Below are 14,230 nucleotides of genomic sequence, written 5' to 3' on the forward strand. Positions count from 1 at the left end.
CGACAGCGCCCCGCATCCAGACGGATGCGGGGCGCCATACCTCAGGGAGCGGCGGGCGGTACCTTGCACACGCTGCGGTAGCGCACCTCCACCGTCTGTCCGGGCCTCGGCACCGCCGCGCCTCCGAAGACGATGGCGTTCGCATCCTCGTCATACGACCACTGGGCCTCCGGCACCGACTGGCCCTGCACGCGCACCGTCATCTCCGCGGCGCCCGCGGGCTCCGCCGTCAGCGGGAAGTCCGCCTGCAGGTCCCCCGCGCGCTGGATGACCGAGTCCAGCAGGGGCCGGTAGTCGCCCTCGCAGATGGACTCCGCCCGGCCGCCCGTGCCACGCGCCACCGCCACGAAGCGGTCCGCGTCACTGCCCGCCGTGGTGCAGCGGCTGTCGGTGGGCACCAGCGCGTAGAGCTGGCTGCGGTGTGACATGCCCGTGCCCTTCAGCGTCTGGAGGAACTGGATGTAGCTGTCCGGCACGAAGCCCGAGTTGTCGTCCTCGTCCGCCAGCACCACCACCGCCATTCTCGCCGCTGGCCGCGTGAAGCCCCAGTTGCCGTCGTTGGGCTGCGCGGTGCGCGGGTCGTCCGTCTGCTCGGACAGGGGCGCGGAGAGCGCCTGGCGCATCGTCTCCAGGCCCTGCACCAGGTTGTGGCACAGGCCCACGTCGATGTTGGACTGGAGCCCCGCCGCCGCGTTGGGGCTGTTGCTGGAGAGCACCCGCGCGCGGTTGCCGTCCACCGGGAACAGTCGGCCCGCCTCGCCGCCGTTGGCGCCACCCCCACACTGGGGCCCGCGCTGCACGAGGCCCGTGCTGGTGACACCCACGCGCACGTCCACGTTCTGCTGCCGCGCGTAGTCCAGCCAGCCGGGAATCGCCGACTTCAGGCGCTCCTGGTACGGGTCCATGGTCGTCGTGTTGGAGACCACGAAGAGCACGTCGAGCTGGCTGTCGGTGCCCTGCGTGTAGCGGTCCACCTGGATGCCCTCGTGGTTCGTCTCGCCAATCAGCGGCACCAGGAAGGGCGCGGCCTCGTTCGCGGCGCGCAGGTACATGGGCGTGTAGTGCTGACCCAGCACGTTGCGCGCGTAGTCCACCTCCAGCTCGAAGCCCTCGCCGGCCAGCAGCGTGCGCGGCTGGGTGATGGGCGTCAGCAGGGAGAACTGGGTGCTGGTGCCATTGCCGATGTCGGCGCCCGTGACGGTGATGGGCTCGCTGCACCGGTTGGCGATGTACGTCTTGCGCGGCGCCGCGGCGCAGTCGTAGCGGATGGGGCCGAAGTCCACGTAGGCGGGCGTGGCGACGAGGCAGCTCGCCTTCGACACGCCCTTGAGGGGCAGCGTCACGGTGGGCGCCGCCGGGTTGTTCACCGTCAGCTTCAGTTCGCCCGTGTACTCACCCTCGGCCGAGGGCCGGAAGGCCACCATGGCGCTGAAGGCCGTGTCGTAGAGCACGACGCCACCGGTGAGCTTGCCGCCCGGCATGAAGAAGGCGCCATTCGCGTCGTTGGAGAGGTGCACGTCCTTCACCGCGCACTCCGCGCGGCCCGGGTTGCGGAAGTAGAAGCCCAGCACCGCGCCTCGGCCCGGCACCACGTTGCCGAAGTCCATCACCGGCTGGGGCAGCAGCTCGTACACGCACGGTCCGCTGGTGCGTGCCCGACCCGTCAGGATGACCTCTCGCTCCGGGTTGAACACGTCGTCGGAGCGCACGCGCAGCCGCGCCTGGAAGCTGCCTTCCGACGTCGGCTCGAAGTAGACCTTCAGCTCCAGCGCGTCGTTGCCCGGCGCGATTTCCAGACCGCCGGACTCGAACGCGGGCCACGCGCCCGCCGTCCACGGATAGCGCTGCGTGCCGCGCGTGGGCACGTCCACGCTGAACTGGGTGCTGGCGCCGTCCGCCGTCACGCCCACGAAGCGCAGCGAGCCGTTGGTGCCCGCGTTGGAGATGCGGATGACCCGCTCCACCTTGCCGCCCACCGGCAGCTCTCCGAAGTCCAGCGCCACCGGCGTCACCGCCAGGGTGGGGCGGCCGCCTCGCGCGTCCAGGATGACCTCCGACCGCCGAGGCTTGTCGGAGGCGTAGTGCACCTTGAGGTCGCCCACGTTGGGGCCGGAGAAGCGCGCGGCGAACTCCATCTTCAGCTCCACCACCTCGCCCGGCGCCACCGTGGAGCCCTCCGGCTTGGAGAGCGGCACGAAGGCGTGGTCGCTGGTGACGAGCTGGGCGATGGTCACTGGCCGCCAGGTGATGTTGCGCGCCCGCGTGAAGGACTGCGTGCGCTCATGCACCGGAATCAGGTCGAACGGCACCGGCGCCGGGTCGAACACGAAGGCCGTGGCCACCGAGTGCCCCTTGAGGTCCACCACCGACGCGGTACACGTCTCGCACGAGCGCACCTCCAGTCGCGCGTCCATGGCGCCCAGCGCTCGCGGCAGGTACTGCGTGCTCACCTTGCGCGAGGACAGGGGAGGAATGGTGATGGTGTCCGGCGTGAAGGGGTCCGGCCAGTCGCCGCGCACCGCCAGCGTCAGCGGCAGGTCCACCGGGTTGGTGATGGTGACCTCCAGGTTGCGCTCGCTGTCCACCTCCAGCGTCTCGTAGTCGAGCACCGGCGGGTCGATGACAATCTGCGTGGGCGTGCCCAGACCCGTGACGCGCACCTGCGCCTGCGCGCCCTGGTTGGCGTCGGTGGAGACGTACACCGTCTCTTCCGTCACGCCCTCGCCGAGCGGATGGAAGCGCACGCGCACCAGATGGGATTCGCCCGGCATCACCCGGCCGCCACCTTCCGCCAGCTCCACCTCGTAGGAGGGGTTGCCGACAATGGCCAGTGCCTCGATGGCGAAGAAGGGCACATAGCCGACATTGCGGATGCGCACCTCGCGCTCCCGCCACTCGCCCACCGGCACCTCCCCGAAGTCGAGCACGTCCATGTCCACCACCGCTGTCGCATGCACCGCGCGGGTCTCATCACCCTCGTGGCAGCCGACCAGTCCGGTGGCGACGAGCACCGCCAACGCGAGGACTCGCCCCCTCAACCCCATCCCCATTGTCCGCTCCTCACCCTTCTCCCCACACGCACCCGTCTGGGTCCGGTGCGTGATCCGCCGACTTCCCTCTCTCCAATTCGCATACCAACCCGTGGGACCTAGGGTGGTGTCCTGAATTCAAGGGGTTGAGATGCGCAGTCGCCGGAGAGGGCCGCGGAGGGAACGGAGTTACCCTGGAAGGTGAAAGAGTTTTCCAGGGGTTCTGACCGGTGCGGGCCTCTTCAGCGGATGAAGTCGGCCAGTGCGCGGGCGACTTCGGCGGGCTGCTCCATATGCACGTGATGTCCCCCCGGAATCATTTGAGGGGGCGCCACGAGGGTGCGCAGGGCCAGAACCCGGCGATCCAACTTCGGAGCGTCGGGCCACAGGCCCTCCTGGCCCCGGATGAGCTGCACCGGGCAGGTGAGCGCGGCCTGGAGCGCGAGCCACTGTGCTTCGTCGTACCCTTGCGCGAAGCGGCGACGGTGTCGTGAATCGAACGTGAAGGCCACCCCCCCTTCGTACGGCTCGGTGCCGTGCTCGGCCAGATGCAAGGCGGCGGCCTCCGGCAAGGAAGGGTTGTTCTCGCGCAGGCGAGCAGCCGCGGACGCCACATCCGGGTAGCGCTTGCGATTCGGGGGCCGGCGCGAGTCATTCAGGAAACCTCGCAGCCGCGCCACCGCGACTTCGGGCGGGCCGCCGGTGGGACCCATGCTTTCGATGAGCGACAGGCCAAGCACCCGCTCCGGCCGCACGGCCGCGTACGTCAGCGCGACGATGCCGCCCAGCGAATGGCCCACCAGGTGCGCCTTGCCCAGCCCCAGCCCATCCAGCGCGGCCTCCATGTCCAGGAGGTGGTCACCGGACTGGTAGTGGGCCTCGGGCGGCGCGTGCGCGCTCTGGCCCATGCCCCGGAAGTCGAGCAGCGCCAGTCGCCAATGGGCGGGCACATGCTCGATGACGCCATCGAAGCTGTGGGAGTGGTCCAGCCAGCCGTGGAGGAACAGCACGGCGGGCGCGGTGTCGGCGCCCGGGCGCCAGCGCACGTGAAGGCGCAGACCCTGGGCGTCGACGAAGCGGGATTCGAGCGAGGTGGACACGGGCGGCTCCTCCCCGTGGCTTACCCCAGCGCGTGTCCTGTCTCTAGCGCGGCGGCGAGGGAGGCCGTGGCGGCGCCCCGGTATCGGGCTTGGACATCACCAGCGCGAGCTGCCGCGCCTGATTCTCCGTCGCACAGCGATACTCCTGGACCCTCCCGTTCTCCTTCTCGATACGGAGTACCCAGACGTCGTTTTCCTTCGTGACATTCGGCCGCTGAGACATGTGGCGGTTCCTCCCCACCCTGGGGCACAAGCACGTCTCGTGCCCGACAGCGGGTTTGGAGCCAAATGCTCGATATCCGGGCACTGCACCCCGCATGGAGAGGGTCAGGTGACAAATTTGGTTCGCCCAGGCGACAAATTTTGGATCATGACCCTGACAGTCCTTGCGTAGTACCCCAGGGCTGGGTCAGGCGAGACCTGTATCACTGAGAGGGATTGGATGTTTCAGAGGGCGTCCGGCCACTCCCAGGCGGAGCGGTAGTCCTCGGTCGTTTGAGTCCCTTCGATAAAGCGTGCGTAGAAGGGATGCGCGCTGAGGGTGGCGGAGTCGCCCACGACGAAGAGGTGTCGGCGGGCGCGGGTGAGGGCGACGTTCATCCGGCGCAGGTCGTTGAGGAAGCCCACCTGTCCCTCGCTGTTGGAGCGGGTGAGGGAGACGAGGATGGCGTCCTTCTCCCGGCCCTGGAACGCGTCCACCGTGTCCACCTCGACGTCGGGGGCGAAGGACTCCAGGCGCTCGCGCAGGCGGTGGGCCTGGGCGCTGTAGGGGGTAATCACCGCGAGCTCCCGTTGGGACAGGCCGGCCGCGAGCAGCGCGCGGGCGCGAGCCTCCACCAGGTCCGCCTCGCCGGTGTTGAAGAGGCTGCGGGTGGTGGGCTCCACCTCTTCATCGAAGCCCTTGCCCGCGGTGTCGAGGAAGAGGACGGGCGGGGCGTCCAGTTGCGTGTCGGGAGGCAGGACGTCCGCGAGCGTGCGGTCCGCGACGGACGGGTGGGCGCGCAGCTCGCCGCCGTACATCTCGCGGGAGGGGAAGTCCATGATGCGCGTGTTCATCCGGTACTGCTCGCGGAGCATGCGCTTGACGCCGTCGCCGTGGTCCGCGAGCAGCCGCTCGAAGAGGCTCACCGCGAGGCCCGCGCGGGCGGCCTCCTGGGAGAGCACGGTGGGGGGAAGCTGCTGCGGGTCTCCGGCGAGGATGACGATGGGCGCGCGCAGGAAGCCCAGGAGCGCGAGCGGCTCGGTGGCCTGGGTGGCCTCGTCGAGCAACGCCAGGTCGAACTTCTCGCCGGAGAGCACGCTCGACTCGAGGCTCGCGAGCGTGACGCAGACGACGTCCGCGTTGGCCAGCACGGAGCGCACCGCCTTGCGCTCCAGCGCGCGGGCCTCGTCGAGCATCGCCTTGGCCTCCGTCGTGGACGAGCGCGCGTTGGAGAAGCGCTCGCGGCTGCGGCCCTGGGTGCGCTGGCGCCGCGCGTAGCCCAGCAGGGAGAACGCCTCGTCGAAGAGGTCCCTGGAGATGATGCGGTCCGGGTGCTCCTCCACGACGATGTCCAGCGTGTGTTCCTGGAGCCGGGCGGCGACGCGGGCGGGGTGGCCCACGCGAATCGCTCGCAGGCCCTGGGCCAGGCACAGGTCCAAGAGGTGGTCCACGGCGGCGTTGCTGGCGGCGGTGCACAAGAGGCGCTGGCCCCGGGCCACGGCTTGCGCGGCGACCTCCGCCAGCACGGTGGACTTGCCGGTGCCCGGCGGGCCGTGAACCAGGAAGAAGTCCTCGGCGGCGAGCGCGCGGCCCACCGCGTCCAGTTGCTCCGGGTTGAGGGGCCGGCCGGCCTCGAAGGGGCGGGGCGTGTCGCTGCGCGGGGGCTCGTTGCCCAGGAGGACCTCGCGCTTGCGGCGCTCCAGGCCCTTGTCCATCGCCTTCACGCGCTGGAGGCCGTTGCGCATCCGCTCGTAGGTGATGTCGTTGGGGACGACGTCCAGCCGCAGCAGGCCCTCGTGGACATACGGCGGAGGCGAGCGGTCGAAGGCGAGCTGGAGGCGCGTGGCGCTGGCGCGTGAGATGAGGGCCTTCGCGGGCTCGCTCACCTCGGCTCGGCGGGGGAACACGGCCACGAGGTCGCCGTTGTGGAGCCGGGAGGGCAGGCGCGCGCGGTCGGCCCGGGCCAGCGTGAGCAGGACGCGGCCACCCAGGCCGACCTCCTCCTCGACGGTCTCCAGGTCCAGGACGGACAGGCCCTGCTCCTCGCGCTCATGGAGGGACAGGCCCTCGGCGAGGGTGGCCAGGCGGGCTTTCTCGGCCTCGCGCTCGCGGGCGAGCAGTGAGCCGAGCTGGTCGAAGAAGGAGACGTCACGGGCCATGGGGCCCTGTCATGCCACCCGGGCGCGACGACGGCCAGTGTCTCGGATGGCGCCGTGTCGCGCGGTGGGCGGGCCGGTGCCCCGCGAGGGAACACCGGCCCACCCGACGTCGGGGGACGACTACGGCTGGATGAGGCCGCCGCTCACCACGAGCGCGTACAAGGCGTCGATGGCGCGCGTCGACAGGTTCGTGTCCTGGACAATCTGGTCGCCCAGCACTTCCACCGTCCACTTGCCCGCCTCGGGCTCACGGACGAAGACGTTCTCCACGGTGTCCACCGTGTTGGACACACCGCCGGGCGTGGAGACGTTGCCCGCGGACAGCCCGTTGTTGCCCCAGTAGATGACGCCCGACGGCGACGTCACGCGCACCGACAGGTCATTGATGCGTGCCTGCGCGGCGCCCACGGTGCCCGCCGGGTCCGTGTAGACGAGGGTGACGTTGAACTCCTTCTCACCCTGGGGCACGGCGACCGAATAGGTGTTGATGCCCAGGGGCAGGAGGTTGTCCGTCTCGTTGATGATGCTCGTCTGCGCGGCGCGCGTGTACAGGCGCTCCAGGTCCGCATGGCCCCAACCCTGGCGCACGCGCGTCAGGTCGCCGTTGTTGCCACCCAGGAGCCACTCGTAGCGGGACGCCAGGTTGATCATCAGCGCCTTGGCGGTGGCCATCTTCGGGCGGCTGTCGAAGACATCCGTCCCGCCACCGAAGCCGGCCCACACGCCCTCGTGCCACATCTGGAACATGAGGCCGAAGTGGCCCGCCGTCTGCGGGGTGGCCGCGCTGGTGCCGCTGAAGTTGTAGTACGACGTGTTGCTCGAGTTGTTGGCCGAGCGGACCGCGTCATAGAAGAACGAGAGGTCCGGCTTGATGCGGCCGTCGGCCGCGGGGCCGATGCTGGCGCCACCGTTCCACCGGTCATCCCCGGGGGTGGCGTTGTCGTAGTGGTAGAAGCCACCCACGGAGACGATGTTCTTCGCCCACGCCTGGGGCCGCGAGTTGCGCGTGCCGGAGTTGCTCTGCGACTGCGTGCTCAGGATGGGGTGCTTGAACAGGTAGTCGTCCACCTCGGCGGAGATGGTGGTGTACGCGGTGCCCAGCGCGCTGCCCACGCTCGACGTCTGGAACACGGCGCGGTACGGGCCCGCCGGGTCCGTCAGCTCGCGGTTGATGTCGTAGCGGGACTTGGGGCCGCCGAACTGACTGGACTGGCTGTAGAGGAAGAAGATGCCCTGGCCGTCGGGCAACAGGCCACGCGCGTTGAGGTCCACGCCCCTGGCGAAGTTGATGCTGTAGCAGCTCGTCCCGTGCGCGCTGCCAGCGGCGGACGTGCTGTGGATGAGGGGAGGAGTGGCCCACTCCTGGTGGGTCGTGCGCAGCTCGGTGTCGAAGATTTCCCCGCGCACGCCCTGGCCCGTCCAGGCCTCGTACTTCTCGATGTGGTTGGCGCCGCCCACCTCGCGCACGTTGTTCATGTCCACTTCACCCGGCCCACCCCAGCGGTCGATGTATTGCACCGCATTGGAGCGCACCAGCCGCTCGAGCTGGGGTTGGGTGAGCGTGGCCTCCAGGCGCAGGCCTCCCGCCTCGATGAGCTCCACCGTGCCGCCCAGCTTGCGCACCGCTTCGGCGACCTCTCCCTGTCGCTCCGCGCCGCGCTCGCCCACCATGATGGAGTAGCGCTGCGGCTCCAGTCGCGCCGCGCGCCCCGTCAGGGCATCGCGCAGCACGCCTTCCACGCGGTACTCGGGATGGTACGGCCCCACCCAGCGCACGAAGGGCAGCTCCGTCACGCGCTTGCGGGTGTCCGCGCTCATCTCCACCAGGAACGTGTGGTCCGTGAGGAAGCGCAGCACCTTGCCGCCCTCTCGCTCCAGGGCCTCACGCAGCTCCGGCAGTGGCGTCGCCTGGAGCTGCACGAGCGACAGCGTGTTCTCCGCGTCCGCGGCCAGCAGGCCCGCCACCAGCGGCACCGCCTCGCGCAGCGGGTCGAAGCGCGCATGCTCCAGGCGGACCTGGTACGTCGTGGGCTGCGCGCGGCCCACCAATTCCGTGCCGCCCCGGCTGTAGGCGAAGAAGTCCTGGCGCTGTCCGTCCGCGCCTTCCTCCTCCCAGACGTGCAACTGCAACTGCGTCTTGGGGACCGCCAGCGTCCTCAGCGCATGGATGATGTTGTCCGTGCGGTGGAAGACGCGGCCTGTTCCCGTGACGAGCGCGTGACGTCCGCTCACCGAGGCCGCGAGGCCCGTGGCGGGCCGCGCCGCGCTCGCAGCCAGCGTGTCGACGATGCGCGCGGGAAGCGCCGCGCCGCGCTCGACTCCCGCGCGTGACGGCTGCTTCGACGCCGCGAGCACCGGCAGCGGTGCGAGGAGGCCCCAGCCCAGGGCCATGACAGAGAGCCGACGCCAGCGTCCCGCATACGACGAGAAGGGGGTTTCCATTCGGTGTCTCCTGTTCGGGTTGCGCTTCGTGCTGCTCCCGCCGCCTGCTGCTCCAGTCCGAGCGGCGGATTACGACAGCTCTTGAATTTGTGTAATTCGAGACTTAATTGTTAATCCAGATAATCGAGCCAAATCAACACAATCGGGGTGGCGGGCGTGTGGGCTGTGCAAAGCCACACAGCGCGCGGAGCGTCGGGTAGACGTGCGCGCTAGAGGTGCCGTGCTCTCTGAGGTCGCCCTCACCGGAGCGCTCGTGCCGAGCGTCAGCCGAGGCTCGGGCGTCGCGTCGGGAGGGGCTCCATCATGGAACTCATCCTCTTCATCGGGTTACAGGCCTCCGGCAAGAGCCGCTTCTTCCAGCGCCGCTTCGCGGACACGCACGTGCTGGTGAGCAAGGACCTGTGGCCGCATGCGCGGCGCAAGGAGGCCCGGCAGCGCGGGCTCATCGTCGAGGCGCTGAGCGCGGGGCGCTCCGTCGTGGTGGACAATACGCACCCCACGTTGGAGCAGCGCGCGCCGCTCATCGCCCTGGGGCACGAGCAGGGTGCGCGAGTTCTCGGCTTCTATTTCGAGTCGCGGCTCGCGGACTGCCTGGCACGGAACGCGAAACGAGAGGGCCGTGCCAGGGTGCCGGAGGTGGCGCTGTACGCCACGGTGAAGTGCCTGCGGCGGCCAAGCATCGAGGAAGGTTTCGATTCGCTGTCCCACGTGAAGTGGGCCGCCGACGGCGGCTTCATCGTCGAGGACTGGAAGGAGGAGCGAGATGTGGGACCCGGATGAGTTGGCCCAGAGGATGCGACGAGGCGAGATGTTCCACGACTTGCGCCTCCTGCCTGGAGCGTGGGCGGTGGTGCGCGTGGATGGACGCGGTTTCTCCCGCTTCACGCAGGAGCGCTTCGAGAAGCCCTTCGACCCGCTCTTCCACCGGCTGATGGTCCGCACGGCCAGCGCGTTGCTGGAGGAGCTCCAGGGCGCGTACGCGTACACGCAGAGCGACGAAATCTCCGTGCTCTTCCGGCCGGACTGGTCGCTGTACGACCGCGAGGTGGAGAAGCTGGTGTCGCTGTCCGCGGGCCTCGCGAGTGCCACCTTCACGCACGCGCTGGGCGTTCCGGCCGTGTTCGACGGGCGCGTGTGGCTGGGCGCGGATGAGCGCTCGGTGCTGGACTACTTCGCGTGGCGCCAGGCGGATGGCACGCGGTGCTCGCTGCACGGCTGGTGTTACTGGACGCTGCGCAAGGAGGGGCTGAGCGCGGCGCAGGCCACGCGCGAGCTGGACGGGCGTCCGGTGTCCTTCAAGCACGAGCTGCTCTTCCAGCGGGGCATCAACTTCAACGAGCTGGCGCTCTGGCAGCGCCGGGGCTCGGCCATCCGCTGGGAGCACTACACGAAGGAAGGCGTGGACCCTCGCGATGGCTCACGCCACCTGACGACGCGCCGCCGGCTCGGGGTGGACTCGGAGCTTCCGATGAAGGAGGCGTACGAGCGGTATCTGCGCGAGGTGCTCGCCGCGCCCCCCGTGGAGGCGCGCTAGCCGGAGGTGCTGGACTCCAGCGCCATCACCCGCCACAGCCGGGGCTTGTCGTACTTGGGCGGAATCATGCCCACCGGCCAGCCCTCGGCCGTGACTTCCGCGTACTGGTAGGTGCGCCCACCGTGACGCATGCGGGTGCCCGTGCCCGGCAGGCCCACGCCCACCGCCGCGTGGGCCAGCGGGTCCGAGTAGAGAATCACCGCGTCGATGCCCACCTGCCGCAGCAGCATCACCGCGAGCACCGCCTTGGAGTCGCAGTCGCCCTTGTTGCGCGCGGGCACCAGCGCGGGGGGGATGATGCCGAAGGGCTCGTCCAGGGGCAGCTCGTACTGGATGCGCTGCACGAAGTTGAGGATGAGCTGCGCGGCCTGCGCGGAGTCCAGGTTCCGCTCGCGCACGGACGTAACGAAGCGCTCGCCCAGCGCCTTCACCGGCCCCTCGTTGCTGCGGATCAGCTCCTCGTAGATGCACCGCATGTCGGCCGAGCAGCCGCGCGGAGGCTGATACGTGAAGCGCTCACCGCCGAGGGAGCGGTAGCGAAGCCTGCGCCCGAAGACCTTGTGCTGGTCCTCCAGCCACGCGTCCAGCGTGTCGCCCAGGCCGTACGTCAGCCGGTTCCCCGGGGGATGGATGCTCTCCGCGTTCCAGTCATACGTGCGCGCGCGCGACAGCGACGTGTCGGCGGGAATCAGCACGGTGCCCAGCTCCACCGCGCCCTCGCCCACGGGCGGGACAGGCACGTTCGAGCGCACGTTCATGTCCGCCAATTGGCCCATCATCCCCAGGCCACAGCAGCACAGGCAGCTCCCCACGCCGAGCAGGGCGAGGAGCAGCTTGAAGGCCATCTTCATGCCGGAGCTGGTGGACATGGGCTCGACGAACGCCCTCCCGCTATCCGGGAGCGACCATCGTCCCCTCGGGAAGCTGGGGGAAGGGGATGAGCCCGTTGAGGGCCGCCTGGAGCCCTGGCGCCGTCAGCAGCGCGAGGACGAGGAGGATGGCGGAGAGGATGAGCGCGGCGGCGATGTTTCCCTTGCGCACCTCCGCCAGCTCATCGATGCCGGGTGTCATCCTGTCAAACAGGAGGATGCCCAGCGCGAGCACCGCGACGCCGACTCCCAGCGACAGGCCCACGTGCAACGCGGCCACCGCGAGCAGCTTGCCCGCCATCATCGGATGGAAGGGCTGGGTGCGCACGGTGAGGTCCACCGCGTCCGAGGTGGCCTGCACCGCGTGTTGCACGAGCATGCCCAGCGACACGAGGCTGGTGGCGTGGACGATGCCGGCGGCGGTGTTGCCCTGGCGCAGCTCCTCCACCGGATTGGTGCCGAGGATGCGGCTCAGGCCGCGCAGCGCGAGCCAGATGCCCAGCGCGGCGACGAGGCCGCCCAGTACGACTTTGACGAGACCGACGAGGAAGAGGGCGAGGTCCATGCGGAGCACTTCCGGCGCCATGGGAGCGCCGGTGGCCGCACTCTACACCCGTCGTCCCCGGCTCACCCGTACTTGAGGCCGGGGATGAGCGCGCCGGACGTCCAGCCTCGGCCATTGGCGTTGAAGATGCCCACGCCGTACGCGGAGCCTCGCGCTTCAATAGTGCGCCCGTCGCCCAGGCTGATGGCCACGTGGCCGGGCCGGTACAGCAGCGCGCCGCGCGTGCGCAGGGCCTCGTCGACGGAGATGGTGGTGCCCTTCTGCTTGAAGTACGGCACCTGGTTCATCGTGCCGTCGGGGACGGAGACGCCCGCCTGGTGCGCGGCCCATTGCACCAGCTCCGAGCAGTCGAACTTGGACGGGTTGGGGTCGTTCAGGTTCGTCTCCGCGCCGAAGACATACCGGTCTCCCTTCTGCGCGAGCGCCTTCTGGACGAACGCCTCCGCGGTGCCCTTCGTCCCTGGCTGCGGCTTGGGTGGAGGCTTCACGCCCCCCGCGTTCAGCGCGCCCCAGGTCTTCGGGCCGACGATTCCGTCCTGTTTCAGGCCCTTCGCCTTCTGGAAGGAAAGCACCGCGGCGCGCGTCTTCGGCCCGAAGTCCCCGTCGATGGGGCCCGGGTTGAAGCCCGCGGCGGCCAGCTTCTTCTGAAGCGTTGTCACCGTCGCGCCCTTGGAGCCCTGACGCACGGTGGGAGGCGTGGCTGCCGCGGCGGTGGTGGCGGTGGCGACTCGGCGCGAACCCGCACTGGACACAGTCGACATGAGGGGGACCCCGCTTAATGAGTAAAGACGGTTTCCCTGGTTATCGATGACTGCGATTGGAAGTTGTCATGCCCTCCGGGGAGGGTCAGGGCTTCTTGCCCCGCACCCACCACACCCGAAAGAAATGCAGACGGCGGCCCTGGAAAGTTCCAACCAGCTCGGCTGGGTCTTCCATTGACTCGTAATGACTGGTCAACGCGGGCGGCGGGAGGGGCCCATCCTCTTCCACCCAGAGCACATCTTTTCCCGGAGGGACGAGGGGTTCGGGCCACACGTCGTACTGGCTGAAGCGCACCAGGCCCGCGGTCCCCACGGGGATGCCCGAGTAGTGGGCAATCATTGACGCGAGCTGGTAGTTGCCGGCGTACACGGCGACGACGTCGCCTGGCTTCATTTCGGGGAAGAGCTTCTCGGGTGCGGACAGCGCGCGCAGCACCTCCCAGCCGTGCGTGCGCCACAGGGCCGTATCGCGCTTGAAGCGCAGCATGGGGAAGAACAGGTGCAGCGTCACGGCGAGCACCACCGCGAGGCCGGAGAACGCCGCCGCGAGCTGCCAGGGGCGCCGCATGCCCGCGACGCCCACGCACACGGAGAGGTAGGCCATGGTCGTCCAGTTGACCTCGCCTCGCGCGCGCGACGCCGCGTAGCCGAAGAACAACAGGGGCACCAGGGCCGCCATGCGCAGCAGGAACTGCTCGCGAGGCCCTCGCAGCGCGTACACCAGCGCGAGCGGGAAGATGACCGGACCGCCGAAGGCGAACTGGCCTCCGAGGAACTCGCCCAGCGTCTTCCACCCGCCCTGTCCCTCCAGGCCATGGCGGAGCTGGAAGGCGATGCCCACCCAGTCGTGCCGTGCGTTCCACAGCAACACTGGCACGAGGAACAGCGCGGCCAGCGCGCCGGTGCCCCAGGCGCCTCGGGGCAGGCGTCGGTGCTTCAGCGCGGTGACGAGGAAGGCCACGCCCAGCAGCACCGCGGGGAACTTGGCCAGCACCGCGAGGCCCGAGGCGAGCCCCGCCCAGAGCCAGCGCTCGCGCCACAGCGCCCACAGCGCGAGCGTCCAGAGCAGCAGCAGGGCGGTGTCCGGTGTGGCCCAGACGCCGGCCACCATGCCTCCGGGCACCACGCTCCACAGGGCCGCCGCGCGCCAGGCGGCTTCACGGCTCTGGTACACGTCCCGGGCCAGTCCCCACACGGCGACCACGGTGCCGGTGCCGCAGAGGAACGCGGTGCCGTGGATGCCGAGCGCGGCGATGAGCCAGGCGATGAGCGGCGGATGGTCGTAGTAGCCCCAGTCGAGCCGCTGGGCCCATTGCCAGTAGTAGGCGGTGTCGAAGTAGACGTCGGTGCCGAGCGCCAACACGACTCTCACCGCGAGGGCGACGCCCAGCAGGGTGAGACACGTCTTGAGGCCGAGGCCGACGGGGGTGGGCGGGGCGGGGGCGGGGGAAACCATGCTCACGTCTTGGGCCCAGCGTACCTCGCTCCCGTTCTCCAGTGGAGGGTTGTGCCCTTGGGGCTTGCCGTGTTTTCCCGGGCTCCGTATGCCGTGCCGTGGCCGTCCCTTGC

The 14,230-nt window shown here is 69.7% G+C and carries 11 protein-coding genes; 2 read left to right on the plus strand and 9 right to left on the minus strand.

Features of this window, described 5'->3' with window-relative positions; translation table 11 throughout:
* Positions 1-41: 41 nt before the first annotated feature.
* The 5 genes from HUA75_RS01110 to HUA75_RS01130 all read right to left on the minus strand — a co-directional run bounded on the left by HUA75_RS01110 (position 42) and on the right by HUA75_RS01130 (position 8,932).
* Positions 42-3,050, minus strand: a complete 3,009-nt coding sequence (locus HUA75_RS01110; RefSeq protein WP_141647548.1) for a choice-of-anchor D domain-containing protein — start codon at positions 3,048-3,050, stop codon at positions 42-44.
* 221 nt (positions 3,051-3,271) lie between these two features.
* Positions 3,272-4,129 carry an alpha/beta fold hydrolase gene (locus HUA75_RS01115; RefSeq protein ID WP_174485313.1) on the minus strand — a complete coding sequence of 286 codons (858 nt, stop codon included), beginning with the start codon at positions 4,127-4,129 and terminating at the stop codon, positions 3,272-3,274.
* Positions 4,130-4,172: 43 nt separating this feature from the next.
* Complete coding sequence (locus tag HUA75_RS01120) at positions 4,173-4,352, minus strand: hypothetical protein (RefSeq protein WP_141647550.1); 180 nt, start codon at positions 4,350-4,352, stop codon at positions 4,173-4,175.
* Positions 4,353-4,576: 224 nt separating this feature from the next.
* A complete protein-coding gene (locus HUA75_RS01125) occupies positions 4,577-6,490 on the minus strand; it encodes an AAA domain-containing protein (RefSeq protein ID WP_174485314.1) in 1,914 nt (637 codons plus the stop codon).
* Between the two features lie 120 nt (positions 6,491-6,610).
* Positions 6,611-8,932 carry a S8 family serine peptidase gene (locus tag HUA75_RS01130; RefSeq protein ID WP_174485315.1) on the minus strand — a complete coding sequence of 774 codons (2,322 nt, stop codon included), beginning with the start codon at positions 8,930-8,932 and terminating at the stop codon, positions 6,611-6,613.
* 303 nt (positions 8,933-9,235) lie between these two features.
* Between HUA75_RS01130 and HUA75_RS01135 the strand changes: the two genes are divergently transcribed.
* Positions 9,236-9,712 (plus strand): ATP-binding protein, encoded by a 477-nt coding sequence (locus tag HUA75_RS01135; RefSeq protein ID WP_141647553.1) that lies wholly within the window; start codon positions 9,236-9,238, stop codon positions 9,710-9,712.
* Positions 9,713-9,725: 13 nt separating this feature from the next.
* On the plus strand, positions 9,726-10,466 hold the full coding sequence (locus HUA75_RS01140; RefSeq protein WP_254627337.1) for a tRNA(His) guanylyltransferase Thg1 family protein: 741 nt from the start codon (positions 9,726-9,728) through the stop codon (positions 10,464-10,466).
* Here HUA75_RS01140 and HUA75_RS01145 read toward each other — a convergent pair.
* The 4 genes from HUA75_RS01145 to HUA75_RS01165 all read right to left on the minus strand — a co-directional run bounded on the left by HUA75_RS01145 (position 10,463) and on the right by HUA75_RS01165 (position 14,117).
* Positions 10,463-11,335: a transglutaminase-like domain-containing protein gene (locus tag HUA75_RS01145; protein ID WP_254625332.1), complete on the minus strand. Its 873-nt coding sequence runs from the start codon at positions 11,333-11,335 to the stop codon at positions 10,463-10,465. The two genes, HUA75_RS01140 and HUA75_RS01145, sit on opposite strands and share 4 nt — an antisense overlap.
* A 22-nt stretch (positions 11,336-11,357) precedes the next feature.
* Positions 11,358-11,900: a DUF350 domain-containing protein gene (locus HUA75_RS01150; RefSeq protein ID WP_141647555.1), complete on the minus strand. Its 543-nt coding sequence runs from the start codon at positions 11,898-11,900 to the stop codon at positions 11,358-11,360.
* 62 nt (positions 11,901-11,962) lie between these two features.
* Positions 11,963-12,661, minus strand: a complete 699-nt coding sequence (locus HUA75_RS47665) for a peptidoglycan-binding protein (RefSeq protein ID WP_217442055.1) — start codon at positions 12,659-12,661, stop codon at positions 11,963-11,965.
* Positions 12,662-12,746: 85 nt separating this feature from the next.
* Positions 12,747-14,117, minus strand: coding sequence for a glycosyltransferase family 39 protein (locus HUA75_RS01165; RefSeq protein ID WP_174475818.1), 1,371 nt, complete (start codon positions 14,115-14,117; stop codon positions 12,747-12,749).
* Positions 14,118-14,230 lie beyond the last annotated feature (113 nt).

Origin of the sequence: Myxococcus sp. CA040A (assembly GCF_013336725.1) — a bacterium.
GTDB classification, from domain to species: Bacteria; Myxococcota; Myxococcia; order Myxococcales; family Myxococcaceae; genus Myxococcus; species Myxococcus llanfairpwllgwyngyllgogerychwyrndrobwllllantysiliogogogochensis.

Excerpts from the sequence above, each read along its gene's own strand:
- HUA75_RS01135 (WP_141647553.1), top strand. The coding sequence starts at position 9,236 with ATGGAACTCATCCTCTTCATCGGGTTACAGGCCTCCGGCAAGAGCCGC.
- HUA75_RS01165 (WP_174475818.1), bottom strand. The coding sequence starts at position 14,117 with ATGGTTTCCCCCGCCCCCGCCCCGCCCACCCCCGTCGGCCTCGGCCTC.
- HUA75_RS01130 (WP_174485315.1), bottom strand. The coding sequence starts at position 8,932 with ATGGAAACCCCCTTCTCGTCGTATGCGGGACGCTGGCGTCGGCTCTCT.
- HUA75_RS01140 (WP_254627337.1), top strand. The coding sequence starts at position 9,726 with ATGCGACGAGGCGAGATGTTCCACGACTTGCGCCTCCTGCCTGGAGCG.
- HUA75_RS01145 (WP_254625332.1), bottom strand. The coding sequence starts at position 11,335 with ATGTCCACCAGCTCCGGCATGAAGATGGCCTTCAAGCTGCTCCTCGCC.
- HUA75_RS01120 (WP_141647550.1), bottom strand. The coding sequence starts at position 4,352 with ATGTCTCAGCGGCCGAATGTCACGAAGGAAAACGACGTCTGGGTACTC.
- HUA75_RS01125 (WP_174485314.1), bottom strand. The coding sequence starts at position 6,490 with ATGGCCCGTGACGTCTCCTTCTTCGACCAGCTCGGCTCACTGCTCGCC.
- HUA75_RS01110 (WP_141647548.1), bottom strand. The coding sequence starts at position 3,050 with ATGGGGATGGGGTTGAGGGGGCGAGTCCTCGCGTTGGCGGTGCTCGTC.
- HUA75_RS47665 (WP_217442055.1), bottom strand. The coding sequence starts at position 12,661 with ATGTCGACTGTGTCCAGTGCGGGTTCGCGCCGAGTCGCCACCGCCACC.
- HUA75_RS01150 (WP_141647555.1), bottom strand. The coding sequence starts at position 11,900 with ATGGACCTCGCCCTCTTCCTCGTCGGTCTCGTCAAAGTCGTACTGGGC.